This is a genomic window from Nocardia wallacei (genome assembly GCF_029868745.1).
Lineage (GTDB): Bacteria > Actinomycetota > Actinomycetes > Mycobacteriales > Mycobacteriaceae > Nocardia > Nocardia wallacei_B.
In genome coordinates this window covers 1-24,424 of the sequence record NZ_JARWOP010000159.1, presented here as the reverse complement: position 1 = coordinate 24,424, position 24,424 = coordinate 1, and the positions used below count along the sequence as shown (strand labels likewise).

Annotated in this window: 15 protein-coding genes; 12 read left to right on the top strand and 3 right to left on the bottom strand. The window is 69.8% G+C overall.

The window, feature by feature from the left end:
* Both QH470_RS13130 and QH470_RS13125 read right to left on the bottom strand, forming a co-directional pair.
* Positions 1 to 1,266, bottom strand: a 1,266-nt coding sequence (locus QH470_RS13130) for an acyl-CoA dehydrogenase family protein (RefSeq protein WP_280272612.1), incomplete at its 3' end; no start/stop codon positions are given.
* 12 nt (positions 1,267 to 1,278) lie between these two features.
* On the bottom strand, positions 1,279 to 1,947 hold the full coding sequence (locus QH470_RS13125; protein ID WP_280272611.1) for an HAD family hydrolase: 669 nt from the start codon (positions 1,945 to 1,947) through the stop codon (positions 1,279 to 1,281).
* A gap of 340 nt (positions 1,948 to 2,287) precedes the next feature.
* On the opposite strand from QH470_RS13125, the gene QH470_RS13120 reads away from it, so the two are divergent.
* The 10 genes from QH470_RS13120 (at position 2,288) to QH470_RS13075 (ending at position 22,116) form a co-directional block, all read left to right on the top strand.
* Positions 2,288 to 4,012, top strand: a complete 1,725-nt coding sequence (locus QH470_RS13120) for a fatty acyl-AMP ligase (protein WP_280272610.1) — start codon at positions 2,288 to 2,290, stop codon at positions 4,010 to 4,012.
* The gene (locus tag QH470_RS13115; RefSeq protein ID WP_280272609.1) at positions 4,009 to 9,576 is read left to right on the top strand and encodes a type I polyketide synthase; all 5,568 of its coding nucleotides are present in this window, start codon (positions 4,009 to 4,011) and stop codon (positions 9,574 to 9,576) included. Before QH470_RS13120 ends, QH470_RS13115 begins: the two co-directional genes overlap by 4 nt.
* A gap of 21 nt (positions 9,577 to 9,597) precedes the next feature.
* Positions 9,598 to 12,621, top strand: a complete 3,024-nt coding sequence (locus QH470_RS13110) for a type I polyketide synthase (RefSeq protein ID WP_280272608.1) — start codon at positions 9,598 to 9,600, stop codon at positions 12,619 to 12,621.
* The gene (locus QH470_RS13105; RefSeq protein WP_280272607.1) at positions 12,618 to 13,394 is read left to right on the top strand and encodes a thioesterase II family protein; all 777 of its coding nucleotides are present in this window, start codon (positions 12,618 to 12,620) and stop codon (positions 13,392 to 13,394) included. Before QH470_RS13110 ends, QH470_RS13105 begins: the two co-directional genes overlap by 4 nt.
* Positions 13,391 to 14,407: an AfsA-related hotdog domain-containing protein gene (locus QH470_RS13100; RefSeq protein WP_280272606.1), complete on the top strand. Its 1,017-nt coding sequence runs from the start codon at positions 13,391 to 13,393 to the stop codon at positions 14,405 to 14,407. The genes QH470_RS13105 and QH470_RS13100 overlap by 4 nt, the downstream gene beginning before the upstream one ends.
* Complete coding sequence (locus QH470_RS13095) at positions 14,404 to 16,014, top strand: FAD-dependent monooxygenase (protein ID WP_280272605.1); 1,611 nt, start codon at positions 14,404 to 14,406, stop codon at positions 16,012 to 16,014. The genes QH470_RS13100 and QH470_RS13095 overlap by 4 nt, the downstream gene beginning before the upstream one ends.
* 89 nt (positions 16,015 to 16,103) lie before the next feature.
* Positions 16,104 to 18,332, top strand: a complete 2,229-nt coding sequence (locus QH470_RS13090) for an MMPL family transporter (RefSeq protein ID WP_280272604.1) — start codon at positions 16,104 to 16,106, stop codon at positions 18,330 to 18,332.
* A 50-nt stretch (positions 18,333 to 18,382) separates the two neighbouring features.
* On the top strand, positions 18,383 to 19,462 hold the full coding sequence (locus QH470_RS13085) for an alpha/beta hydrolase (protein WP_280272603.1): 1,080 nt from the start codon (positions 18,383 to 18,385) through the stop codon (positions 19,460 to 19,462).
* Positions 19,463 to 19,504: 42 nt separating this feature from the next.
* Entirely contained in the window at positions 19,505 to 21,079 is a 1,575-nt protein-coding gene (locus QH470_RS13080) for an MFS transporter (protein WP_280272602.1), read from the top strand.
* Positions 21,080 to 21,189: 110 nt separating this feature from the next.
* Positions 21,190 to 22,116, top strand: coding sequence for a lysophospholipid acyltransferase family protein (locus tag QH470_RS13075; RefSeq protein WP_280272601.1), 927 nt, complete (start codon positions 21,190 to 21,192; stop codon positions 22,114 to 22,116).
* A 9-nt stretch (positions 22,117 to 22,125) separates the two neighbouring features.
* Here QH470_RS13075 and QH470_RS13070 read toward each other — a convergent pair whose 3' ends face one another.
* A complete protein-coding gene (locus QH470_RS13070; RefSeq protein WP_280272600.1) occupies positions 22,126 to 23,007 on the bottom strand; it encodes an alpha/beta fold hydrolase in 882 nt (293 codons plus the stop codon).
* A gap of 60 nt (positions 23,008 to 23,067) precedes the next feature.
* On the opposite strand from QH470_RS13070, the gene QH470_RS13065 reads away from it, so the two are divergent.
* Positions 23,068 to 23,733: a TetR/AcrR family transcriptional regulator gene (locus tag QH470_RS13065; RefSeq protein WP_280272599.1), complete on the top strand. Its 666-nt coding sequence runs from the start codon at positions 23,068 to 23,070 to the stop codon at positions 23,731 to 23,733.
* Between the two features lie 79 nt (positions 23,734 to 23,812).
* On the top strand, positions 23,813 to 24,235 hold the full coding sequence (locus tag QH470_RS13060; protein WP_280272598.1) for a DoxX family protein: 423 nt from the start codon (positions 23,813 to 23,815) through the stop codon (positions 24,233 to 24,235).
* Positions 24,236 to 24,424 lie beyond the last annotated feature (189 nt).

Here is a 24,424-nt window from a genome sequence, read left to right as displayed (position 1 = left end):
GGTCTGTAGCGATTCGGTGAGGTACTGGTAGGCGCGTTCGGAGCCGACGCCCTTGACGATCGGCAGCAGCAGGTCGTTGACGCGGGCGGCGAGATCGGCGTCCGCGCCGGAGACCTGCTCGGCCACCACGGCGTCCTGGTGAGCGGCGGTGTAGAGGTACACCGCGCGCAGGCCCTCCGCGTACGCCTTCTGCGTCATCAACGATCGGCGCACGTCGGGGTGCCTGATGATGGCGACCTTCGCGGCCCTCGGGTCGGTCGCCTCGGTGAGGTCGGCGCCCTGTATCCGCGATCGTGAATACGCGAGGGCGGTGCGATACGCTGTCGACAGCGTGGCAATCGCTTTGGTGCCCACCATCATTCGCGCTTTTTCGATGACCTCGAACATCTGCGCGATACCGTTGTGGACCTCGCCGACGAGCCAGCCCTTGGCCGGGACGCCGTGGCCGCCGAAGGTGACCTCACAGGTGGCCGAGACCTTCAGGCCCATCTTGTGCTCGACGCCGGTGACGAACACGCCGTTGCGCTCGCCCAATTCGCCGGTCTCGTGGTCGAAGTGGAACTTCGGTACGAAGAACAGCGACAGGCCCTTGGTGCCCGGGCCGGCGCCCTCGGGACGGGCCAGCACCAGGTGCATGATGTTCGGGAACAGATCGTCGGAATCGGCGGAGGTGATGAACCGCTTCACGCCCTCGATGTGCCAGGAGCCGTCCTCCTGCTGCACGGCCTTGGTCCGGCCCGCGCCCACATCCGAACCGGCGTCGGGCTCGGTCAGCACCATGGTGGCGCCCCAGCCCTGCTCCACCGCGATCTGCGCCCACTTCTTCTGCTCGCCGGTGGCGTTGCGGAAGAACACCTCGGCGAAGTGCGCGCCGGCCATTCCGTACATGAACGCGGCGGGTTGCGCGCCGAGGATCAGCTCGGCGAGTGCCCAGTACGCCGTGCGCGGGATCGGTGTGCCACCGAGTCCGGGAGCGATCCCCAGCTTGTCCCAGCCGCCGTCCTGCAGGGCCCGGTAGCTGCTCTTGAACGATTCCGGCAGCGTGACGCTGTGCGTCTGCGGATCGAAGACCGGCGGGTTGCGGTCGGCGTCGGCGAAGGACGCGCCCAGTGGGCCTTCGGCGAGCCGGCGAACCTCGCCGAGCATGTCCCGCAGGGTCGCGGTATCGAGGTCGCCGAAGGCGCCGGAGTCGAGGATCGTGTCGAGCCCGAGGACCTCGAAGAGGTTGAACTCCAGATCGCGAATATTGCTCTGGTAGTGGCCCATCCGTGTGTACTCCTATGTCTGGATCGAAGACAGCTCGGCCAGCTGGTTGTCGAGTTCGGCGGCCGCGGTGTGCGCATCGGTGAAAAGCACTGCGCGCCAGCCTGCTTCGCGCGCGCCGTCGCAGTTCTTCGGCAGGTCGTCGACGAGGACGCAGCGGGCCGGATCGATGCCGGCGCGCGTCGCGGCGAGGTCGAATATCTCGCGGTCCGGTTTGCGGCAGCCGACCCGGGCCGAGTTCACCACCGCCGCGAACAGCGTCTCCGCGTCGACCATGCGCTGCCAGTACGGTTCCCACGCCGGCGGCATATTGGACAGCATGCCGACGAAGTGTCCGGCCTCGCGGTAGGAGACCAGGGCGTCGATCCATTCGCTATTGGCCGCCCTGCCGTCGAACCAGGTGTCGGCCAGGCTCGGGATCCGTGTATGGATTCCCCGGCGGGCCAACGCGGCGGTCACCAATGCCAGCCAGTCGTCCTCGGAAATCAAGGGGGTGTCCAGCGGCAACATCATATCGTCGGTTCCGAAAGTTCGGGTCACCTCGGCGAGGGCTTCCCGCAACGGCTCCGGGGGAATGTTCGTCTTTCGGCAGAATGCGGCGAAGGTGTGTTCCACGGGCGGCGTCAATACTCCGCCGAAATCGGTCCAGATCGCAACGTGATCTATTACACTCTTGAATTCCAAGGGGCACCCCATTCGGCTGGCTGACTTACACACCAGGCGTCAGATTATCGACCGGAAAACGGGTGGCGCCAGATCGCAAAGGAGATACATCCTCCGTACGACCTGGTCCGATAGTGGTACAACCCGCGATCGGTGTGCCGAATCTTTGGTGATACTCCTACCGAATTCGCAGTGTTACTTTCGAGACCGTTAATTGATCTTGTACCGGCGGCGGGCGCTGGTTACTGTGGTGGCCATCGGGGGATGGACGCGAAGCTGCGTCGTGTCGGACGAATTCTCGATTTTTCTGCTCGATGAATACGGGCAGGTCGATTCGTGAGATCTAGGACGAGGAGTTTCCATGTTGGTGATGCCGCGTGCGCGTACGTTGGGGGAGGCGATCGCACTGCGCGCCGCAGACAGCGGAGACAGAATCGCCTTCACATTCCTGCCGGACGGTGAGCACGAATCGCATTCGTGGACCTTTGCCGAATTGGAACGCCGGACCCGCGCGCTGGCGGCGCGGTTGTCGGAGGCGGCCGCGCCGGGCGAACGAGCCCTGATATTGGCGCCGGACGCATCCGATTTCGTTTTGGCGTTTCTCGCCTGCCAGTACGCGGGAGTCGTTGCGGTCCCGGTGTATCCGCCGTTCCCGCTGTCGTCGGACCGGCGCGTCGCTACGCTGCGCGCGATCACCCGGGACAGCGGTGCCCAGGTCGTCGTCAGCGGGGTACCGGAGGACGCACGCGGCGTGCTCGGCTCGGTCGCCCCGGAATTGTCGGCGCTGACCTGGATCGGGATCGACGCCGGAACCGACACCGGGTTCGAGCCGGTGCCGGTGAGCGGCGCCGACACCTCGTTTCTGCAGTACACCTCCGGGTCGACGTCGACGCCGAAGGGGGTCGTGGTCACCCATGAGGCGCTGATGCACAACCAGGAACTCATCTGCCGGACAATGGGTTACGACGTCCACTCGCGGGTGGTGGGGTGGCTGCCCCTGTTCCACGACATGGGCCTGATGGGCACCGTCGTCCCGGCCGTCTACGCGGGTTGCAGCACGGTGTTGATGCCGCCGCTGCAGTTCATTCAGCGTCCGGTGCGGTGGTTGCGGGCGGTGACCGAGTACTCGGCCACGATCACCGGCGGCCCGAATTTCGCCTACGAACTGTGCTGCCGCCGCATCGGCGAATCCGACCGGGAGGGACTCGATCTCGGCTCGCTCGAGGTCGCGTTCAACGGCGCCGAGCCGATCCGCGCCACCACCCTCGAGCGCTTCGCCGAGGTGTTCGGCCCGCACGGTTTCGACGCTCGCAGCTTCTACCCGTGCTACGGGCTGGCGGAATCGACGCTGTTCACGACCGGAGCGGTCCGGAAACAAGGCGCGGTCGCCGTGGAGGTCGATCGTGAGCAATTGCGGCAGGGGCACTTCACCCCCGGGCGCGGGCAGGTCTTGGTCAGCTCGGGACGGACCGAACTGCATCGCTCTCTCGCGATCGTCGACCCGGACACCCGCGTCCCGCTGCCCGACGGGGCGGTCGGTGAGATCTGGATCGGTGGTCCCGATGTGGCCGCGGGGTACTGGAAGAACCCGGCGGCCACAGCGGAGACCTTCCATGCGCGGACCACCGGCCCCGACGCCGGCCGGTATCTGCGCAGCGGCGACCTCGGCGTGCTGCACGACGGCGAACTCTATGTCGTGGGCAGACGCAAGGACCTGATCATCATCGGCGGCCGCAACTACTACCCGCAGGACATCGAGGACGTCGTCGAGAACATCGGTCCGGCCGTCCGGCGGGGCTGCACCGCGGCGTTCGCCGCTGAACACGGCGGGAGCGAAGAACTCGTCGTGGTGGCGGAGGTGAAGCTCGGCGCGGGCGGAGGGGATCTCGCGGAGTTGACGGCCGCGGTGCGGTCCGCCGTCGCGGCCGAATTCTCGATCACGCCGCGCGAGATCGTGCTGGTAGCGCCCGGGACACTGCCCAAGACGTCGAGCGGGAAGTTGCAGCGGCACGCGTGCCGAGCGGAGTACGAGGCCGGGACGTTGGACACTCTCGGCACGCAGCTGCTGGGCGAGGGTGCGCGATGACGCCGGCGGCCGATCGGGTGACCGAGTGGATCATCGTGCGGGTCGCCGAGCTGGCCCGGGTCGATCCGGCGACGGTGACGGCGGACGCGTCGTTCGTCTCGCTGGGATTGTCCTCGCTGCAGGCGGTGGAGCTGTCGGACGATCTGCAGCGGTGGACCGGACTGACGCTGTCCCCGACGTTCGCCTACGACTATCCGAGCATCGCGGAGGCCGCCGCCGCGATCGCCGCGGGCGGTGCGGGATCGGTATCCGAGACGGGCGCGACCGAGCGGGCCGAGGACGGCGACGGCGCGATAGCGATCGTCGGTATCGGCTGCCGCCTGCCCGGCGGCGCGGACGGCGCGGAGGACACGTGGCGATTGTTCCGCGACGGTATCGATGCGATCACCGAGGTACCCGTGGATCGCTGGGACGCGGCGGCGCTGTACGACGCCGATCCCGAGACGCCGGGCCGGATGAATACGCGATGGGGCGGATTCCTCACCGACGTCGAGGGTTTCGACGCCGAGTTCTTCGGGATCGCGGCGCGAGAGGCGGCGCGAATGGACCCGCAGCAGCGGATCGTGCTCGAGACCGCCTGGAATGCCTTGGAGGACGCGGGGATCGGACCACGCCGGCTGAACGGGTCGCCGACCGGTGTCTTCCTCGGCGCCTCCACCTACGATCACGGTGCCGCGGTGCTCACACCCGGCGTCGAGGTCGGTTCCTCCGACGGCACCGGCGCGGCCCTGAGCGTGATCGCGAATCGGCTGTCGTACTGCCTGAATCTGGGCGGGCCGAGCCTGACCGTGGACACGGCCTGCTCCTCGTCGCTCGTGGCGGTGCACCTGGCCTGCCAGTCGCTGCGTTCCGGCGAATCCGAGCTGGCGCTGGCCGGGGGCGTCAATGTGGTGGCGAGTCCGCGTATCGCGTTGAGCTTCAGCAAAGGCAAGCTGATGGCCCCGGACGGCCGCTGCAAAACCTTCGACGAACGGGCCGACGGCTACGTCCGCAGTGAGGGGGTGGGCGTCGTCGTGCTGAAGACCCTGGCTCGCGCCCGACGCGACGGGGATCGCGTGTACGCCGTGATCCGGGGAAGCGCGGTGAACCAGGACGGGCGAACCAACGGGCTGATCGCGCCGAGCCGTCCGGCGCAGGAGCGTGTCCTGCGCTCGGCCTACCGCGCCGCCGGGGTCGACCCGGCCCGGGTCGCCTATGTGGAGGCGCACGGCACCGGCACGGCGGTGGGGGATCCGATCGAGGTAGGCGCGCTGGCCGCGGTTCTCGCGGCCGATCGCCCGGAGGAACGGCCGCTGCGCATCGGCTCGGCGAAGTCCAACATCGGCCATCTGGAGGCCGCGGCCGGAATCGCGGGACTGATCAAAACCGCACTGGCCCTGCACAATCGGCACCTTCCCCGCACATTGCATTTCGAGAAGCCGAATCCGCGGCTGGAACTCGACCGGATTCCGGTTGTGGTGCAGGCGGATTCGGAACCCTTGCCGAGCGAGGACGACGGCGTGGCGTTCGCCGGGGTCAGCTCGTTCGGATTCGGTGGGACGAACGCGCACGTCGTGCTCTCGACGGCACCGGTCGTGCCCGAGGAACCGGCGACGGCCGCGCCGACGGATGTGGTGCTGTTCCCGATATCCGCCCGATCCGCCCAGGGCCTGCGGCGGCGTGCCCGTGCCTGGGCGCGGGCCGCGGCGGACAACGCCGACGACACCGGTTGGGCCGCCCGTGCCGCCGCGGCCGCCGCACTGCGCGCCGACCACGAGCAGCACCGGGCGTGTGTGGTCGCGCGCGATATCGACGAACTCATCGACGGCCTGACCGCCGTCGCGGACGGCGAACGCACTCCGGGCGTCTGCGGACCCGCGACCGTCGGCCGCCGCGACCGCCGGATCGGGCTCGTCTTTCCCGGTCAGGGCTCGCAGTGGGACGGGATGGGACAGCGATTGGCGGTGGCGCTGCCGGTGTTTCGCGAGGCGATCCGGCGCTGCGACGCCGAGTTGTCGCGGTGGCTGGGCGAGTCCCTGTGGTCCGACGACCGGGGCCTGGTCGCTCGCGGCACCGCGCAGATCCAGCCCGCGCTGTTCGCCATGCAGGTCGCCCTCGCGCAGACCTGGCGCAGCTTCGGCGTCGAGCCGACCGCCGTCTGCGGGCACAGCATGGGAGAGATCGCGGCCGCACAGGTCAGCGGGGCACTCTCACTCGCGGACGCGGCCCGCCTCGCGTGCGCGCGCAGCCGCCTGCTGACCGAGATCTCCGGGGCCGGCGGTCTCGCCCTGCTCGAAATGGACGAGCGCGACGTGGAATCCGTCCTCGACGGCTACCGCGGCGAGGTCTCGGTGGCGGCGGTGAACGGTCCGCGCGCGACCGTCATCTCAGGGGTACCGGCCGCACTGGACGCGATCATCGAGCGGGTCGAGGCCGGCGGCGGATTCGCGCGCCGCATTTCGGTCGAGTTCGCGGCGCACAGCCCGGCGGTCGACCCGATCCGGCCGCGGCTGCGCGACGCTCTCGAAGGACTGGCACCGCGCGTTCCGGACGTGCCGATGTATTCGACGGTCACCGGCGAACCGATCGCCGGCGCCGGTACCGACGTGGCGTACTGGCTGCGCAATGTCCGGGAACCGGTGCGGTTCGCGGACGCCATGACCCGGCTCGCCGACGCCGGCCACGACGTGTACGTCGAGGTCGCGCCGCACCCGGTGCTGGCGCGATCGGTGGCCGAACTGGCCGGCGAGGACGCCGTGGTCGCGTCGTCCACGCGGCGCGACGAGGACGAGCTGTTCGCTCTGCTCTCGGCGCTCGGACAGCTGTACGTGCATGGCGTCGCGGTGAATTGGGCGGCGCTCTACTCCGATTCGCCCTGTGTGCCGATTCCCTCGCAAGGCTGGAATCACGAACGGTTCCCGCTGGTGCGCCCGGCCGCTGTCGGGGCGAATGCCGTCGCCGAGGACGTCGGTGGCCTCCTGCTCGGGGCGCGCGTCCCGATCGTCTCGCGGCCGGGCCACCTGCTGTGGTCGTTGCCGCTCGATCCGGTCCGGACACCCGAGATCGCCGATCACGTGGTCGACGGCGTGCCGGTCGTCCCGGGCGCCTACTGGCTCAGCGCTGTCATGCAGGCGGCCACCGAACTGTCGGAGGAGTATCGGACAACCGTCGTGCGCAACGTCCGGTTCGAGTCGCCGTACGTTCCCGACTCGGCGGACGGGACGTCCCCGCAGCTGTCGGTCGAGCCGACCGCCGCGGGAACGGAGTTCACGATCGCCTCGCAGGCCGGTGCGACGGCGGTCGTCCACGCTCGGGGCGAGTTGGGCGGGTCGACGGATTCGCTACGAGCGCACGATGTTCCGAGTATCGATGACGTCCTGCTGCGGTGCGACACCGAGGTGTCGATCGACCAGTTCTACGACCGGTTCTCGACCATGGGCCTGCAGTACGGTCCGCGGTTTCGGGCCCTCACCCGGCTGGCGCGACGTCCCGGCGAGGCGATCGGCAGATTCGTTCTCCCCGACGGACTGCGACAGCGGTGCGCCGCACTGCATCCCGCGCTGCTCGACGCCTGCCTGCACACCGTCGCCGCGGCCGCGGACGCCGCGCTGCCGCCCGGGGTCCTCCCGCTGCCGGACGGCGCCGCCCGGGTGCACGCGTCGCGGCTGCCCGGCCCGATGCGCGCCGTGTGGTGCCATGCCCGGCTGATCGAGGACGACGATCGTCGCCTGACCGCGGATCTGGTGATCATGGCCGAGGACGGCACGGTGGTGTGGTCCGCGCAGGAGTTCGGTGTCGCCAAGACCGGTGCTCGCACAGTCGATTCCGGACGCGTGTATCGGATCGGCTGGCAACCGCACCGGCCGGTTCCGTCCGACGCGCACGGTGGCGCCTGGCTCATCCTCGGTGCGGACTCGGCGGTGCCCCGCGCGCTGGCCGACCGGCTCGCCGCCGCGGGCGCTCGGTGCACGGTCGCCCGGCCGTCCGGACCGGACGAGTACGCGTCGCTCGTCGCCGCACTCGAGGCGGGTGACTCGGACATCACGGGCATCGTGGACGCCCGCACGTTCGACGGCATCGGCCCGGATCCGAGCGCGGGCACCGCGCCCGCGCTCGAGCTGGTCGAGTTGCTCCGGTTCGTCGCCGGCCACACCTGGCGGCGCGGGGCGCCTCGGCTGTGGGTGCTGACGTCGAACACGCAGTACGAGGTGGACGAGCGAGGCTCGGCCGCCGCCACGTTGCACGGCCTCGCCCGCGTGATCGCCGGTGAACACCGCGAAACCGCATGTACGACAGTCGATCTCGCTACCGAGCCGAGCGATTCCGAACTCGCTCAACTGGTCACGGTACTGCGTGACGCGGATGCCCCGCGACAGCTGGTGATTCGCGGGGTGCCGCGGACGCCCCGGCTGCGACCCGCGCCCCGCATGCGGGCACGGTGCGTGTTCACCGCCGGTCGTACCTGTGTGATCACCGGCGGACTCGGCGCGCTCGGCCTGCGGGTGGCGGACTGGGTGAGCGCCCGGGGCGCGCGGGACCTCCTGTTGCTCGGACGCGGCGTGCCCGGCCCGGACGCCCTCGAGGTCATCGACGACCTCAGGGAACACGGGACCCGGGTGACCGTCGCCGCCGCGGATGTCGCCGACGACGCCGCATTGGCCACGGTGTTGGCCCGATCCGGGCCGATCGGGAGCGTCTTCCACCTCGCCGGCGTGCTGGAAGACGGTGTGGCGACAGAGCTGGATGCCGACCGGATCGACCGGGCCCTCGCCGGAAAGGCCTGTGGGGCATGGAATCTGCGCCGGGCCACCCTCGACCAGCCGATCGAGCACTTCGTGCTGTTCTCCTCGCTGGCCGGGTTGTTCGGCTCGCCGGGGCAGGGAGCCTACGCCGCGGCGAACACCTATCTCGACGCACTGGCGGCGGCCCGCGCCGCGCGCGGACTCCCGGCCAAGAGCATCGCGTGGGGGCCGTGGGCGGATATCGGCCTGGCCTCCGCCGCGGGCAGCGCGGCGCGCCTCGCGGCGGCGGGCGTACCTCCACTGGCTCCCGATGTCGCGATGGACCTGCTGGAAGCCGCGCTGTCGGACCCCGAACCGCTGCTCGCCGTGGCGGCCTTCGATCCGACGCGGTTCGCCGACACCGTGACACCGCCCGCAGGCCTGGAGCTGGTGACCGAGTTGCTGCCCGGCACCCGGGTGGCGACAACCGATCCCTCGATCCTCGAAGCCCTCTCCCGGACCGATGATCCGGCGGCCCGTTCGAATGCCCTGCGCGCCTTCATCATCGACCAGGTCGCCACGATCCTGGGCACGTCCCAGCCCGTCGACCCGGAGGTCCCGTTCCAGGAACTCGGCTTCGATTCGCTGATGGCCGTCGAGCTGCGGAACAGGCTCGAAACCGCGCTCGGGCAACGGATGTCCGCGGGCCTGATCTACGCCCATCCGACGGCGGCGCGGCTGGCCGACGGGCTGCTCGGCGAGGCGCTCGACACGGGCGACGCGCCCGAGACCGAAACCGATGAGCTGGCCCAACTCTCCGAGGACGAACTCACAGCACTGCTGTCGGCCGAACTCGACACCTGATCACCGAAAGGGATGACCCGGATGACCACGCGCGAGTCGACAGACCAACGCCAACTGCTCGAGCAGGCGCTCCGCCAGATCCGCAGTCTGCGGGCGGAATCCGCTGCCCGGCACGAGCCGATCGCCCTCCTCGGCGCGGGGGTGCGCATGCCCGCCGACATAGCCGACCTGCGGGACTACTGGACCGCGCTGCGCAACGGCGTCGATGCCGTCACGCCGATGTCCGAGGCGCGGGACGGGCGGCGCCCCACCGGCCAGCGCGCCGGTCCCGTCACCCGGTGGGGCGGCCTGCTCAGCGAGGTCGACGGCTTCGACGCCGACTTCTTCGGCATCGCGCCGGCGGAGGCCGCCCGGATGGATCCACAGCAACGGCTGGTGCTCGAAGTCGCCTGGGAGGCAATCGAAGACGCGGGCGTCACGCTCGAGTGGCTGCGGAACACGACGACCGGGGTGTTCGTCGGTGTGTACGGCAGCGACTACCTGATGATGCAACTCGGCGATCCGGCGGATATCGACACCTACACCGCGCCCGGCGGCGCGCACAGCATCGTCGCCAACCGGCTGTCGTATCTGCTCGATCTCGACGGTCCGAGCGTGGCGGTGGATACCGCCTGCTCGTCCTCGCTGACGGCGGTGCATCTGGCGGTGCGGGCGCTGCGGGCCGGTGACTGCGACGCCGCGCTGGTCGGTGGCGTCAACGTCATCGTGTCCGCGACATCCACCGATGTCACGGGCAAGGTGCTGCCGCTCGCCCCCGGCGGGCGGTGCCGCACGTTCGACGCCGCCGCCGACGGCATCGTCCGCGCCGAAGGCTGCGGAATGGTCCTGCTGACCCGCGAGTCGCTCGCACGGGCCGAACGCCGCGTGCCGCGGGCGGTGATCCGGGGGACCGCCACCAACCACGACGGCCGCACCAACGGGCTGACCGCACCGAATCCGCGTGCGCAAGCCGACCTGTTGCGCCGGGCCGTGCGCGATGCCCGGGTCGATCCCGCCGAGGTCGTCTACATCGAGGCGCACGGCACGGGGACGCCGCTGGGCGATCCCATCGAGTTCGACGCGATTCGTGACGTCTACGGGGCCGGGACGCGGGCCTGCGCGGTCGGCGCGGTCAAGACCAACTTCGGCCACCAGGAGGCGGCGGCGGGTATCGCGGGCCTGATCAAGGCGATGCTGGTGCTCGAGCACGGTGAGGTGCCGCCGAATCTGCATCTGCGACAGGTGAATCCGGAGATATCCCTCACGGGCACGAGACTCGAACTGCCGCAAGCCGTCCGGCCCCTGCCCGAGACGGAACGGCCGGTGGCCGCGGTGAGTTCGTTCGGGTTCGGCGGCGCGAATGTCCATGTCCTGCTCCAGGCGCCGCCGCCGCTCGACACCGCGCCGGCCGGTGCGGCGGGGCGGCTGATCCTGCCGATCTCGGCGCGCAGTGCCGAGTCCGCCGAATCGGCGCTTCGCGAGTACACGAAGTTGCTGGCCGGGACGGACGCGCCGACGGCGGCCGAGATCTGCGCGGCCGCGGCGACGCGGCGCGCCCACCACCTGGTCCGGATCTGTCTCACCGCCTCGACCGTCGATGAGCTGATCGCACAGGCGAATTCGGTGGTCGTCCCGCCGCGGCAGCGGCACAACCCGCCGCTCGGTCCGGCCTTCGTCTTCAGCGGGCAGGGATCGCAATGGCACGGCATGGGCGCGGACCTGTACGCCGAGCCCGCCGCGCGCGAGGACCTGTCCGTCAGTGAACAGATAGTCCGGGAACTGGCCGGCTGGTCGCTGCGCGACGAACTCTGCGCGCCGGCCCCGGAGAGTCGGCTCGACCGCACCGATATCGCCCAAATCTGCATCGCCGCAGTGGAGTTCGCACTCGCGGCGGTCTGGCGATCCTGGGGGATCGTGCCGTCGGCGGTTATCGGGCACAGCATGGGCGAGATCGTCGCCGCGGCCGTCGGCGGCATGCTCACCCGCGAACAAGCCTTCGAGATCCTGGTACGCCGGGCCGCGCTCACCGAGCAAGGCGCGCGGGGCGGGGCCATGCTCAGCATCGCGGCGCCCGCGGCCGAGGTCGGCCGGATACTCGACGACCGCGCGGACGTCACGATCGCCGCGATCAACGGCCCGCGGTCCACGGTGGTGTCCGGCGCCGCGCCGGGAATCGCCGCCCTGGCCGATGCCGCCGCCGACCGCGGCTGGGTCGTCAAGCGGCTGCCGGTGGAATACGCCTTCCACAGCGCGATGCTGCGGCCCTTCGCGGGCGAACTCACCCGGCAGACCGCCGCGGTCGAGCCCGCCGCCGCGGCGGTGCCGCTGTACTCCACCGTCACCGGTCGCCGCACCGGCGCTCACGAACTCACCGCGGACCACTGGGCGCGAAACCTGACCGATCCGGTGCTGTTCGCGTCGGCCGTCGCGGCAGCGTCCGCGGCCGGTATCACGACATTCCTCGAGGTCGGCCCGCACCCGGTGCTCGGACGGGACATCGCGGCGACGGTCGAGGACCGTGGCGGCGATGCCGCCCAGGCGGCGAGTATGCGCCGCGAACAACCCGTGTCCGGCACGCTGCTGCGCGGCCTGGCGGACCTGTATCGGTCGGGCCACGCGATCGCCTGGGACGCCGTGGTCGGCGAGCCGGCGGGCCGTGTCGATCTGCCCCTGTACCAGTGGAACCGGAGCAGGCACTGGCTGCCCGAGCGGGACGGCGTGAGCGCGCCGGCTCGGCCGGTGGAGCCGGACCGGAGCCCGCGCAGCGATCCTTCCGGCCGCGTCGACCTGCTCACCACGTTCATCCGGGAACGATTCGCGCAGGCCTTGCAGGTGCCGGTCGACGAGGTCGACGAGGCGACGGTGATTCGCGACTTCGGCCTGGACTCGCTGGTCATCGTCGAGGTGAAGAACGAGGTCGAGGCGATGACCGGCACGACCGTCCGGCTGCAGGAGCTGCTGGATCTGATGGACCACGGCACCGTGCGGGATCTGGCCCGCGTCGTCGCGGGCGCCGAGGCGACCCCCGTGGCGGTCGGCGACGAGGTGGGGAGCGGGCGGTCGTGACGACGACGTTCACGGACCCGGGCATCGCGTCGGCGGCGCTGAATCGCCCACGGGCACAACGCGATGCGCGCATGCGCCTGGTGTGCTTCCCGCATTCCGGGGCGGGACCGGAACTCTTCAGTGCGTGGGCGGACGGGCTGGCGCCCGATATCGAGGTGTGGACGGTCACCTTGCCCGGCCGGGGACGGCGGTGGCGGGAGCCGTTCGCGCGGGAGTGGGTACCGCTCGTCACCGCGCTGTCCGACTCGATATCGCAGCAGGTCCCACGCCCTCTCGCGCTGTTCGGGCACAGTCTCGGCGCCCTGCTCGCCTACGAGACCGCCCACCGGCTGGCGGCACACGAACCACCGGAACACCTGTTCGTGTCGGCCCGAGCCAGCCCGGAGCGCACGCGCCGGATACCGATACCCGAGGACGACGGCGAACTGCTCGCGCTCGTCGATCACCTCTACGCGGGAGTGCCCGGGCAGGTCAGGGACAGCCCGGAACTCGCGCGGCATTTCGCTCCGGCGCTGCGCGCGGACCTCGAACTGGGTGCGCGTTACCCGCACCGGCCGGGCCGCACGCTACCGATACCGATCACCGCCCTCGGCGGGCTCGACGACGCCACGGTCGGCACCGACGACCTCGCGGCCTGGCGCGCGTACACCAGCGACACATTCACGTGGCGGCAGTTCCCGGGGAACCACTTCTATCCACGGCAATCCGAAGCCGCTGTGCTGCGCGCGATCCGGCGCGGTCTCGCCCGCCGACCGACAGGGAGAATTCGATGACCGAACTGACCAATCGAGTGTCGCGGACGCCGCTGACACTCAGTTTCGACCGGACCGTGCCGCGCGCCCTCGCCCACCGCCGTGCGCTCGGTGAGGTGTTCGTCGCCGATTCGGCCGCCGAGGACGAATCGACGTTTCACGTCGCGGTCCAGATACCGCGTGCGCACAGCCTCTGGTACGACCGCAGGACCACCCATCACGACCCGTTCGCGATGGCCGAGGCGGCGCGGCAGGGATCGTTCGTGGTGCTGCACCGCCACCTCGGCGTCCCCCTCGAACTCCCGTTCAGCATGCAGCGCTACGAATTCTCCGTCGGCGCGCTGGACGCCTTCCGCGACGACGAGAAGTCTCCGCTCGAGGGCATCATCCGGTATCACATCGTCTCCCGGGTAGATCGCGGAACCGACTTCTCCGACCTCACCCTCGCGGGCGAACTTCTCATCGGTGACGTGCCGGCGATGGCCCTCAGCGCCGACGCCGTCTTCCTGTCGCGGCTGGACTACGAGGCGCTGCGCAGCTACCAACTGTCCCGGCTGCCGAAGTCGCGCACCACGCCGGTGGTGCCACCGTTGCCGCCGAACGCCGTGGGCCGCATGGATTCTCGCAATGTCGTGATCGGCGAGCCGCGACCCGTCGGCGGCGACGTGCGGTATCCGCTGGTGCCCGACCGGCGTCACCCGGCGCTGTTCGATCACGACTACGACCACGTTCCGGGCCCGTTCCTCATCGAGGCGTTCCGCCAGGCGAGCATCGACTCCGCGGTGCGTGCGGGCCGGCTCCGGTCCCCGGTCGCCACCGTCGTGCACTGCTCCTCCCGATTCGCCAACTTCGCCGAATTCGGCGCACCGCTGGAATGCGTTGCCGTCCAAGCGGAATCCGAGACCCCGGGCCACGTTCGGGTCGACGTCGACCTGCGCCAGTTCGATCGTTCGCTCGCCTCCGGCGTGCTCGAACTGGCGCCGATGGACGCCTTCCGGAGTTCCTTTCCCGACCGTACGGAGATGACATCATGACCGATACCGTGCTCGTCGTCGGCGCCGGGCCGACCGGTCTGGCCCTCGCGACCGAGCTCCGTCGCCACGGGATCTCGTGCCGCATCATCGATCGGGCCGAGAGCAGACCCGCCCATCAGGCTCGCGCGCTGACCATGTGGGACGGCGCGTTCGACGTGCTGCGGCGGCAAGGCACGGCCGACCGCATTCGCTCACGCGGCATCGCGATGACGGCCGCCCGGTACTTCTCGCGCGGCCGATCCGTCGCCGCCATCGAATTCGGGCCGGACAGCGGCAATCCCGCCGCCCCGGTGATCGTCACCCAGCCCGCCGTGGAGTCGGTGATGATCGAGCGGCTGGGCGACCTCGGCGCGGAGGTCGAGTGGCGCACCGCGCTCGTCGATCTGGTCGACCGCGGTGACTCGGTCGAGGTCACCCTCGAGCGGGACGGAAGCGCCGAACAGGTATCGGTGTCGTGGGTGGTCGGTTGCGACGGTGCGCACAGCGTGGTGCGCGAACGCATGGGAATCCCGTTCGAGGGCAGCACCTATCGACAGCGATTCGCACTCGGCGACGGTCATATCACCGCCGCCGTCCCGCCCGGTGAGGCGCACTATCACCTGCACCCGAACGGGGTTCTGGTGGTGGTTCCGCTGCCGGATGGACAGGTTCGGGTCTTTGCCGACGTCAGCCGTACTGCCGACGCCTCCGAGGAGGCTCTCTCGATCGCGGAGTTGCAGCGGATCGCCGACGAACGCGCGCCGTACCCGATCAGAATTCACGAATTGGGCTGGAGCACCAAGTTTCCCGTGCACATGGGCCAAGCCGCGCGGTATCGCCGTGGTCGCTGCGTCCTGGCCGGGGATGCCGCGCATCTGCACAGTCCGGCCGGGGGACAGGGCCTCAACACCGGGATCCAGGACGCGGCGAACCTCGGCTGGAAGCTGGCCGCCGTGATCGGCGGCGGCGCCGAGACCCTGCTCGACAGCTACGAGGCCGAACGCGCACCCATCGCCGGGCAGGTGGTGCGGGCCGCCGACCTGCAGACGAAACTGTGGACGGTGCCCTCCGCGCCGGGCCGTGCCGTCCGCGACCTCGCCCTGTCGGCCCTGAGCCGCAGCGGCCTGCTCGCACGGCGGCTCGTACCCTCGCTGGCACAGCACGATCTGGACTACCGCGACAGCCCCGCCGTGACCGGGAAGGGCGGGCGGCGCGCGCTCGGGCGTGCCCTGCCGGAAGTGGACCTGATCGGGCCGGACGGACAGGTGGTCGGGCTGCGCGAACTGCTGGACGGGCCGGGCCATGTGCTGCTGGTGGTGCTCGACCGTCCCTGTGCCGACGGCGAGCTGGACCGGGTGCGCGCGATGTCCGAGCAGGTCTCGGGCGCCGGGTTGTCGACGCGGATCGTCGTCTCGGGCACCTGGTCCGAGGGACGGCTCGACACACTCGAAACATTCACCGCTCCAGCAGGTTACGCGCCGAAGCTGGAGCTGGAGGGGTGCCGCCTGATGCTGATCAGGCCCGATGGATACCTTGCCGACGCGACGCCGGACCTGGACGCGACGGCCTTGCTGTCACGCTGCCCGGCGCTGCCCGGGACCGTGGCGGCCTCCCACGACCAGGCGTAACCCGCCAAGTAGACAACACGAGCAATCTCTCATATTCTTTGAATACGAGTGATTGCTCATAAACTGCTGCACTCCAAGGGGACGACTCCATGATCGGCAATCTGGTCACTCGGTTTCCGCGTCGGGTCGTGGCGAGCGCGATTGTCGTGTTCGTCGCGCTCGGCGTCGTTGCCGCCGGAGCACTGAACGCGTTGACGCAGAGTCGATTCGCGTCGGTGACCGGCGATTCCTTCCAGGCAGACCACGTCGTGGCGGACCGTTTCGGTACCAACACGCCCAACGTCGCGGTCATGATCACGCCGGAATCCGGGCGTTCGGTCGACGATCCCGCGATCGTGCGCATCGGACAGCAGCTCACCGACCTGGTGCGCACCCAGCCCGGCATCGCCGACGCGTGGTCGTTCTGGGATGCGGGAGCGTCACCGACACTGGCGAGTACGGCCAAGGACAAGGCGTCGATCCTGGCCTGGGCGCCGGGCAACGCCGACCACGTCCGCGACGAACTGCTCCCCGAACTCGAGCACCGTCTCGTCGAAGCGGACGAGGCGGCCGGCGAGGTATCAATCGGCCTGGCGGGCAGCGATCAGGCGTTCCGGGCGATTGCCGCACAATCGCGCAAGGACTTCCTGCGTGCCGAAATGTTGATCCTGCCCCTGGTATTCGCGCTGCTGTGGCTGGTCCTGCGCCGCGTCGCCCCGGCCCTGATCGTCCTGGGAATCGGGATCTTCTCGGTGGTGGGCACGCTGGCCATCCTGCGGATCATCGGGGCGTTCGCCGAGGTGTCGCCGTTCGCCGCGAATATCGCGCTGTGTATGGGCATCGCCCTCGGTGTCGATTACGGACTGTTCCTGATCTTCCGCTACCGGGAGGAGTTGCTCGCAGGGCGAGAGGTTCCCGACGCCGCACGCCGCGCCCTGCGGGCGGCCGGTCACACGATCGTCTTCAGCGGCGCCACGGTAGCGGCCGCTCTCGCCGCGCTGTTCGTCTTCCCGTTCCCGTTTCTGTCGTCGTTCGCCTATGCCGGAATCGCCGTTGTGGCAACGGCTTTGATCGGCGCGGGAGTAATCCTGCCCGCCGCGCTGACCTTGCTCGGCCGACGGGTGCTGCCGCGCCGGCCGCCCGCGAGCGGGTCCGGCGCGGTGAATCTCTGGGCACGGTTCACCAGCGCCGTCATGCGTCGCCCTGTCCTCGGGGGCGCGATCGGCGTTGCCGTGCTCCTCGTGCTCGGTGCTCCCGCGCTGGGCGCGCAGTTCGGCACACCCGACGCTCGTGTGCTGCCGTCCTCGGATCCGACCCGCGCGGTCTACGACACATTCCGTACCGACTTTCAGACCGAGGACGCCGACGCCGTGTACGTGGTCGCGCCGCACGCGGACCCGGATTCGGTCGGTCCGTACGCCGCCCGGCTGTCCGAACTGCCCGGGGTCCTGCGCGTCGACTCGGCGCTCGGCACGTTCGTGCACGGTGCGCCGCCCGCCGGGACACCCTCCGTCGCGCGTGAGCGGTTCGTCGCCGACGACGGTGGCGCCGGCACCTGGCTGGCCGTCCTGCCCACGAACAGTGGCCAGCTGGCCCGCGGGCTGAACCATTTCGCCGATGAGGTCCGTTCCGTCCCAGCGCCGTTCGAGGTGCGGGTGGGCGGCGCCCCGGGCCGCACGGCCGACTACATCGACGGTGTGGTCGATCGGCTGCCCCTGGTCGCGGCGCTCATCGCGGTGGTGACCTTCGTCATCCTGTTCGTGATGACCGGGTCGGTCATAGCTCCGCTGAAGGCGACGATACTGAACCTGCTGTCCCTGTCGGTGATGTTCGGAGTGCTCGTCTGGGGCTTCCAGAACGGCCATCTGACAGGCATTCTCGACTTCACGCCGACCGGGTTGATCGAGCCGAGTATCCCGATCGTGATGTTCTGCATCGCCTACGGCCTGTCCATGGACTACGAGGTGTTCCTGCTCTCGCGCATCAAGGAGGAATTCGACCGCACCGGTGACGCGAAACTGTCTGTGGTGCAGGGTATTGCGCGTTCCTCCCCGCTGGTGACGACGGCCGCGGTGATTCTCGCGGTCTCGTTCGCCGTGTACGCGACCAGCGGGGTGACCTTCCTCCAGCAGCTCGGCGTCGGCATGGCGCTGACGGTGCTGGTGGACGCGACGGTCGTGCGTGGCGTGCTCGTTCCCGCCTTCATGCGGCTGGCCGGGCCGTGGAACTGGTGGGCTCCGGCGTTCCTGCGGCGGCTGCACGCGCGGCTGCCGCAGCTGAGCGAGCAGGTAGTGGTACCCGCGGAGGGCCCCGAGCGGCAGCCGGTGCCGGGACGATGAGCGCCGAACGGACTACCGCACAGTACTTTTCGAGCCGAGGGATGCCGAGTATGCGCTCTGCCGGGAGCACGGCCGCGAGAATCGTCTTGTGGCTGGCGATTCTCACCACGACCGCCGCCGTTCTGACGCCGGTCGCCGCGGCGTCGCCCGCGCCGCCCGCGGGGGTCGTCGATACCGCGGTCGAGTTCCGGGTGGTGAACGCCAACGATACGGCGGTTCCGTGCAGCGCGGACGGCAAGACGTATACGATCCGCGGCCATCTCACCGCGCCCGCGGACCGGCTCGGCGGTGCGGGCGCGATCACCTTGTACGAGCACAGCTCCGCCTCCGGCGAATGGTATTGGCGCCTACCGGTTCCGGGTTACCACCACGCCTATGAGATGGCGGCGCGCGGGCATGCCTCGCTGACCATCGACCGTCTCGGCTACGACAGCAGTGACGTGCCTCCCGGCGCGGCCACCTGCATCGGCGCCCAGGCGACGATGGCGCATCAGATCGTGCGGGCGCTGCGCGGCGGCGACTACGCGTGGGGAGGCGGTGGCCCCGCTCCGCACTTCGAGCGGGTGTTCCTCGCCGGCCATTCCAACGGCGCGCAGCTCGCCGAAACCGAGGCCTACACGTTCCGGGATGTCGACTCGCTCATCCTGATGGCGTGGTCGGATGGAGGGGTCACCGCCGACGTGCTGCCGCGTGTCGCGGCGGCGGCCGGGGAGTGCGCGAGTGGCGGTGGGGCACATGAATCCGGCTCCGGCGCAACGGGATACGTGTACTTCGATCCGGGACGTGCCGCGTTCGAGTCGGACAACTTCGCCGACGCCGATCCGGCCGTCGTCGCGGCCGCCCTGCCGCTACAGAATCAGCTGCCGTGCGGCGACCTGCTGAGCCAGACGCCGGGGGCCATGCTGAATCTCGCCAGGGCGGGCGAGATCTCGGTGCCGGTCCTCGCTCTCCACGGTGGGCGGGATCGCTGGTCCACGGGCGGTGACCAGGCGCTGGCCGGGTTCGGCTCCGCACCGGAAACCAAGGCCCTGATCATCCCGGGAGCGGGCCATCTGCTCGGCCAATCCGAGTCTCCGGCACGGATTTTCGACCCGCTGTCCGACTGGCTCGACAAGTACTCGACGAACTGATTCCGCAAGCCCGCAACCACACCGATGTCGATGGAGGTCGATATGGCAGCCCTGAAACCGGACGCTCCCGCCGTGAGCGTCCATCGTTGGTGGACCCTCGCGACGGTGTCGGTCGCGACGTTCATGTTGTTGCTCGACATCACGGTGGTGAACGTCGCGTTGCCCGCCATTCAGGTGGACATGACGGCCACGTTCGGGGATATGCAGTGGGTGATCGACGCGTACGCGCTCGGGCTGGCCGCGTTCCTGCTGACGGCCGGGTCGCTCGGTGACCGGATCGGGCGGCGGCGGTTGTTCGCCGCCGGACTGGTGTTGTTCACGCTGGCGTCCGCGGCCTGCGGGTTCGCGGGAGAGCCCTTGGTGCTCAATATTTCTCGGGCCGTACAGGGGATCGGCGGAGCGGTGCTCTACGCGATCGGCCCGGCACTCATCGCCGCCGAGTTCCACGGCAAGGAACGCGGCGCGGCGTTCGGAATCTTCGGCGCCGTCACGGGTGTCGCGGTGGCCGCCGGGCCGCTCATCGGCGGTGCGCTGACCGAGCTGGACTGGCGCTGGGTGTTCTTCATCAACGTGCCGCTGGGTGTGCTCGCATTGATCGTGGTCTGGACGCGGGTGGCCGAGAGCGCGGGCCGGCGCGAGCATCCGATCGACTACGCCGGGGTGGTCTCGTTCTCGGTGGCGCTGGTGGCCTTGGTCTTCGGAATCATTCGCGCGCCGATCGTCGGCTGGACGTCGGCGACAACGCTGGTCTCGCTGGCGCTCTCCGTGGTGATGCTGGCCGCCTTCGTGATCGTGGAACTGCGGACCGGCTATCCGATGCTGGATCTCGGACTGCTGCGCAACCGCACCTTCGACGTGCTGTCCATCGCGACGTTCGCGATCAACTTCGCTGTGCTGCCGGCGATCCTGTTCGGCGTGCTGTGGATGCAGGGGGTGCTCGGTCATTCGGCCATCGAGACGGGTGTTCGATTCCTTCCGCTGACGGCCATGCTGTTCGTCGCGGCCGTGGCGGGCGGTGTGCTCAGCGCCCGGCTGCCGATGAACGTGTTGATCGGCACGGCGCTGATTCTGTCCGGGGTCGGGTTCCTGCTGTTGCTCGGAATCGACGCGAACGACAGCTGGACCGGTGCGCTCGTGCCCTTCATGATCACCGGTCTCGGCATGGGCCTGTTCAATCCGCCGCGCGCGAACGCGGCGGTGGCATTGGTCTCGGCCGAGGATTCGGGGATGGGTTCCGGCGCCAACGAGACGTTCCAGCAGGTGGGGGCGGCATTGGGGATCGCGGCGCTCGGTGCGGTCGCGCACGCATCGATCAAATCGGACCTGTCCGACACGCTCGGTCTGCCCGCCGAGCAAGCCGAGGCCGCCTCGGACGCGGTGGCGGCGGGCGCCGTCCGTTCCGTGGTGGAGGGCGTACCGGCCGGTCAGGCCGCCGCGGTGCGCGAGGCGGCGGTCGACGCGTTCCTGACCGGCTTCCACAGTGTCGTGACCATCGGTAGCGTGGCATGCCTGATAGGGGGTGTGGCGGCGCTGCTGTTGATCCGCCGGCGCGACTTCGTCCTGGACCCGGCTGCTCCGGACGTCGAGGTGCAGCCGGAACACGAGGCGGCCTACTGAGCGAAGGCATCAAGCCCCTACTCCGGTGATTGCTGTTACATATCCAAATTCGCTGCGCTGCAATATCTTTCAGGATATCCGGTTTGGCAACGCTACGGATTGGGGACGTAATGACTTGCACCACCGACACATTCGGTTCCGAAAAGACCACCGGCACCGCGCAGGCAAGCATCGAGCCCGCGCGGCCTCCGGCCACAGCCGCCGTACCGCGGCGGACGGCACTCGAGGACGGCACGCCGCTGTCGATCGAGGTCGGCCGCAACGACATGCGGTTGATCGATGTGATCACCGCACCGCTGCGGGTCTGGGTCAGTCCGCGGTTCCACGGGTTGGAGAACATCCCCGCGGACGGCCCGGCACTGCTGGTCGCGAACCATTCGCTGGTCGCGCTGGACGGTCCGTTGCTGATCCACGAGGTGCTGCGCCGGCACGGGCGCCTGGTGCGCGGCATCACCGATCACGGGCTCATGGACAAGCCGGTGATGGGAAAACTGGTGCAGCGCACCGGCGGCGTGCGCGGCACCCGCGAGATCTGCCGGGCCCTGCTGGAACACGGCGAGATCGTCATGGTGCTGCCGGGCGGCACCCGGGAGGCGTTCCGGCGCAAGCACGAGAAGTACGTGCTGAAATGGGAGGGCCGCACGGGATTCGCGCGTATGGCCATCGAGGCGGGCGTCCCGATCATCCCGATCGCGATGATCGGCTCCAACGACGCGTTCGACATCGTGATCGACGGCCACCACGCCCTGATGTGGCCGTTGCGGCGGCTCGGTGCGGCCGGTCCGCGGCAGAACCCGGCGCCGCCGCTGTTCCATGGCCTCGGCCCGACACTGCTGCCCAAGCCGCAACGGTTCTACTTCTCCCTCGGCGCCCCGATCGACGCCGCACAGTGGCGCGGCCCGGACGATCGCGCCCCCGAACTCCAGTCGGTCGTCCGCGAGGCATTGGAGAAGGAATTCGCCTTCCTCTTCGCCGAGCGCGAGCGCGACCGCGGCCGAACACTCTGGGGACGTACCCGCACCGCGCTGCGCCTGTAGTCCTGCCGGTTACGCCCGGAGCGGATCGTGGTTGCCGGCGAAGTCGAGCAGGCGGGGGAGTACCTGCTCCGGATTCGCCCACAGCAGGTCGTGTCCGATGCCGGGATAGATTTCGACATCCGAGCGAGTGATGTGTCGGCGGACGCGGGCGGCGCCGCGGTCCGGATCGCTGACGACCGTGTCGGCACCGAAGAGCACCAGTGTCGGCACGGTGATCGCGGCGAGCTGTTCGTCGGTGAACGGGCGGTCCCACGGCATCGCCGGCCGGAACTTCAGCGCCGCGCCGGCCAGCGCGTATTCGTCCTCGGTCATGTCGAATCCGGGCATCAGCCACTTGTTGAACTTCCGCATCCGCTCGGCGTTGGGCCGTATCCCCGCGGCGATGAATTTGAGTAGCAGACGCGCGCGCGGCTTGGCGAACGTCGAAGCGCTCGGCTCGAGCATGGTCAGGCTGGCCAGGCGGTCGGAGCGATACACCGCGACCGCGCCCGCCAGCCAGGCCCCCAGGGAGTTCCCGGCAAGATGCACGCGGTCCGCGCCGAGCCCGTCGAGCACCTCGCCCATCCACGTCGCGACATCCTCGGCCGTACGCAGCGGCGCGGTCTGCACGCACCGCCCCGCCCACCCGATGACATCCGGCGTGTACACCACGCGATCGCGCGCCAGTTCCTCGATGAACCGGAACCACACCTGGCCATTGCCACCGATGCCGGGCAGCAGCACGATCGGCGCGCCCGGTCCGCTGCCCGAACTGCGCACTCGCGTTGTGCCGAAAGAGGTTTCGACATCGGCACTCGTGGACGGCACCGGCCATTTCGCGGCCACGACGTCGTAGGCGTGCCGGAATGCCGCCTCCGCTTCCGCGCTGGTGAATCGACCGATCTTCGGCATGACGGAACCTTTCGCCGCATATTGGTATGAATGTATCACATAAGCTGATATGACCGTATCATGGCTGCGGTATGGTCGTATCCCTCCAGCATCGACGGCAGAAAGGCGACGAATCCCGTGCCACGATTGGCCGATCACGAGCAGCGGCGACGCCAGATCACCGACGCGGCGCGGCGCGTCATCGTCGATGGCGGACTGGAGGCCGTCACCTTTCAGACCGTCGCCGCGGCGGCCGGGATCTCGGTGCGGCTGGTCCAGTACTACTTCGGCACGAAGCGAGAATTTCTGCTGGCCACCCACCGCTCGGTCATGGAAGCGGCCGGCGCGCGGTTCGCCCGGCGTTGGGCCGACCTCGGCGCGGACGTCACGCCCCGCGAGGCGGTCCGCGCGGTGCTGACCGAATTGCTGCCGCTGGACCAGGAACGGCGGGAGGAGGCCATCGTGCTCGGCGCCTTCGGCTGGGCGAACGTGACCGGCCGGGGCATCGCGGCCGAGGACACCTTCGCCGCGCCACGGGCTTTGATCACCCTCGTCGCCGACCAGCTCCGGCGCGCGCGGCCCGCGGCCGCATCCGGCGATGCCGAACTGGATGCCGAACTCGTCGCCATGGCAGTCGGCGGACTCGCCCAGGGCATGCTCCAGGGGTACGGCACCGCGCAATCGGCGCTCGCGCTCGTCGATCATCTCCTCGACCGCCTGGCGGTTCCGAAGAATTTCGGTGGGTAGCGATGACTCTCGCGGTGACGCCCCGTCCTATGGGGTGAACGCGCTACCAACCCGGCGCGACCGATGAGAAGGACCAGACATGACCACCGCCACCGTTTCCCCCGCCACCGTCCGCCCCGGCAAGATCGGCAACCGTGTCCTGTGGACCCTGCAGATCGTGCTCGGCCTGTTCTTCGTGATCGCCTCGGGCGGACCGAAACTCGTCATGCCGACCGCCCTGACCGACAACGCCCCCGAGAACCTGACCATCCCGCTCGGGCTGCTGATCTTCATCGGTGTCGTGGAGGTCGCCGGCGGAATCGGGCTGATGGTGCCCCGGCTCAGCGCCCTGGCCGCCGCGGGCCTGTCGGTGCTCACCGTGCTCGCCGCCGCCACCCAGGCCTTCATCGCCGACAAGCCCGCGATGGGAATCTTCCCGCTGGCACTCGCCGCGCTCTTCGCCTGGATCGCCTACCAGCGCCGCGCCACCCTCACCGACCTGCGCGCCACACTCTCGCGGTGACAACCCCATAACCACGCCCGGGGGGGGGGGGGGCGCGGCCCCCCCACCCGGGGGGGGGGGACCGGCGGGGGGGGGGCGCGGGGGGGGGGGGGGGGGGGCGGGGGGGGGGGGGGGGGGGGGGGGGGGGGGGGGGGGGGGGGGGGGTGTTTTAGAGGGGGGGGGGGGGGGGGGGGGGGGGGGGGGGGGGGG

What these genes read in the sequence shown, in the direction of transcription:
- QH470_RS13060 (WP_280272598.1), top strand. Translation starts at nt 23,813, where the DNA reads ATGACCACCGCCACCGTTTCCCCCGCCACCGTCCGCCCCGGCAAGATC.
- QH470_RS13075 (WP_280272601.1), top strand. Translation starts at nt 21,190, where the DNA reads ATGACTTGCACCACCGACACATTCGGTTCCGAAAAGACCACCGGCACC.
- QH470_RS13090 (WP_280272604.1), top strand. Translation starts at nt 16,104, where the DNA reads ATGATCGGCAATCTGGTCACTCGGTTTCCGCGTCGGGTCGTGGCGAGC.
- QH470_RS13115 (WP_280272609.1), top strand. Translation starts at nt 4,009, where the DNA reads ATGACGCCGGCGGCCGATCGGGTGACCGAGTGGATCATCGTGCGGGTC.
- QH470_RS13080 (WP_280272602.1), top strand. Translation starts at nt 19,505, where the DNA reads ATGGCAGCCCTGAAACCGGACGCTCCCGCCGTGAGCGTCCATCGTTGG.
- QH470_RS13070 (WP_280272600.1), bottom strand. Translation starts at nt 23,007, where the DNA reads ATGCCGAAGATCGGTCGATTCACCAGCGCGGAAGCGGAGGCGGCATTC.
- QH470_RS13110 (WP_280272608.1), top strand. Translation starts at nt 9,598, where the DNA reads ATGACCACGCGCGAGTCGACAGACCAACGCCAACTGCTCGAGCAGGCG.
- QH470_RS13065 (WP_280272599.1), top strand. Translation starts at nt 23,068, where the DNA reads ATGGCTGCGGTATGGTCGTATCCCTCCAGCATCGACGGCAGAAAGGCG.
- QH470_RS13085 (WP_280272603.1), top strand. Translation starts at nt 18,383, where the DNA reads ATGCGCTCTGCCGGGAGCACGGCCGCGAGAATCGTCTTGTGGCTGGCG.
- QH470_RS13120 (WP_280272610.1), top strand. Translation starts at nt 2,288, where the DNA reads ATGTTGGTGATGCCGCGTGCGCGTACGTTGGGGGAGGCGATCGCACTG.
- QH470_RS13095 (WP_280272605.1), top strand. Translation starts at nt 14,404, where the DNA reads ATGACCGATACCGTGCTCGTCGTCGGCGCCGGGCCGACCGGTCTGGCC.
- QH470_RS13100 (WP_280272606.1), top strand. Translation starts at nt 13,391, where the DNA reads ATGACCGAACTGACCAATCGAGTGTCGCGGACGCCGCTGACACTCAGT.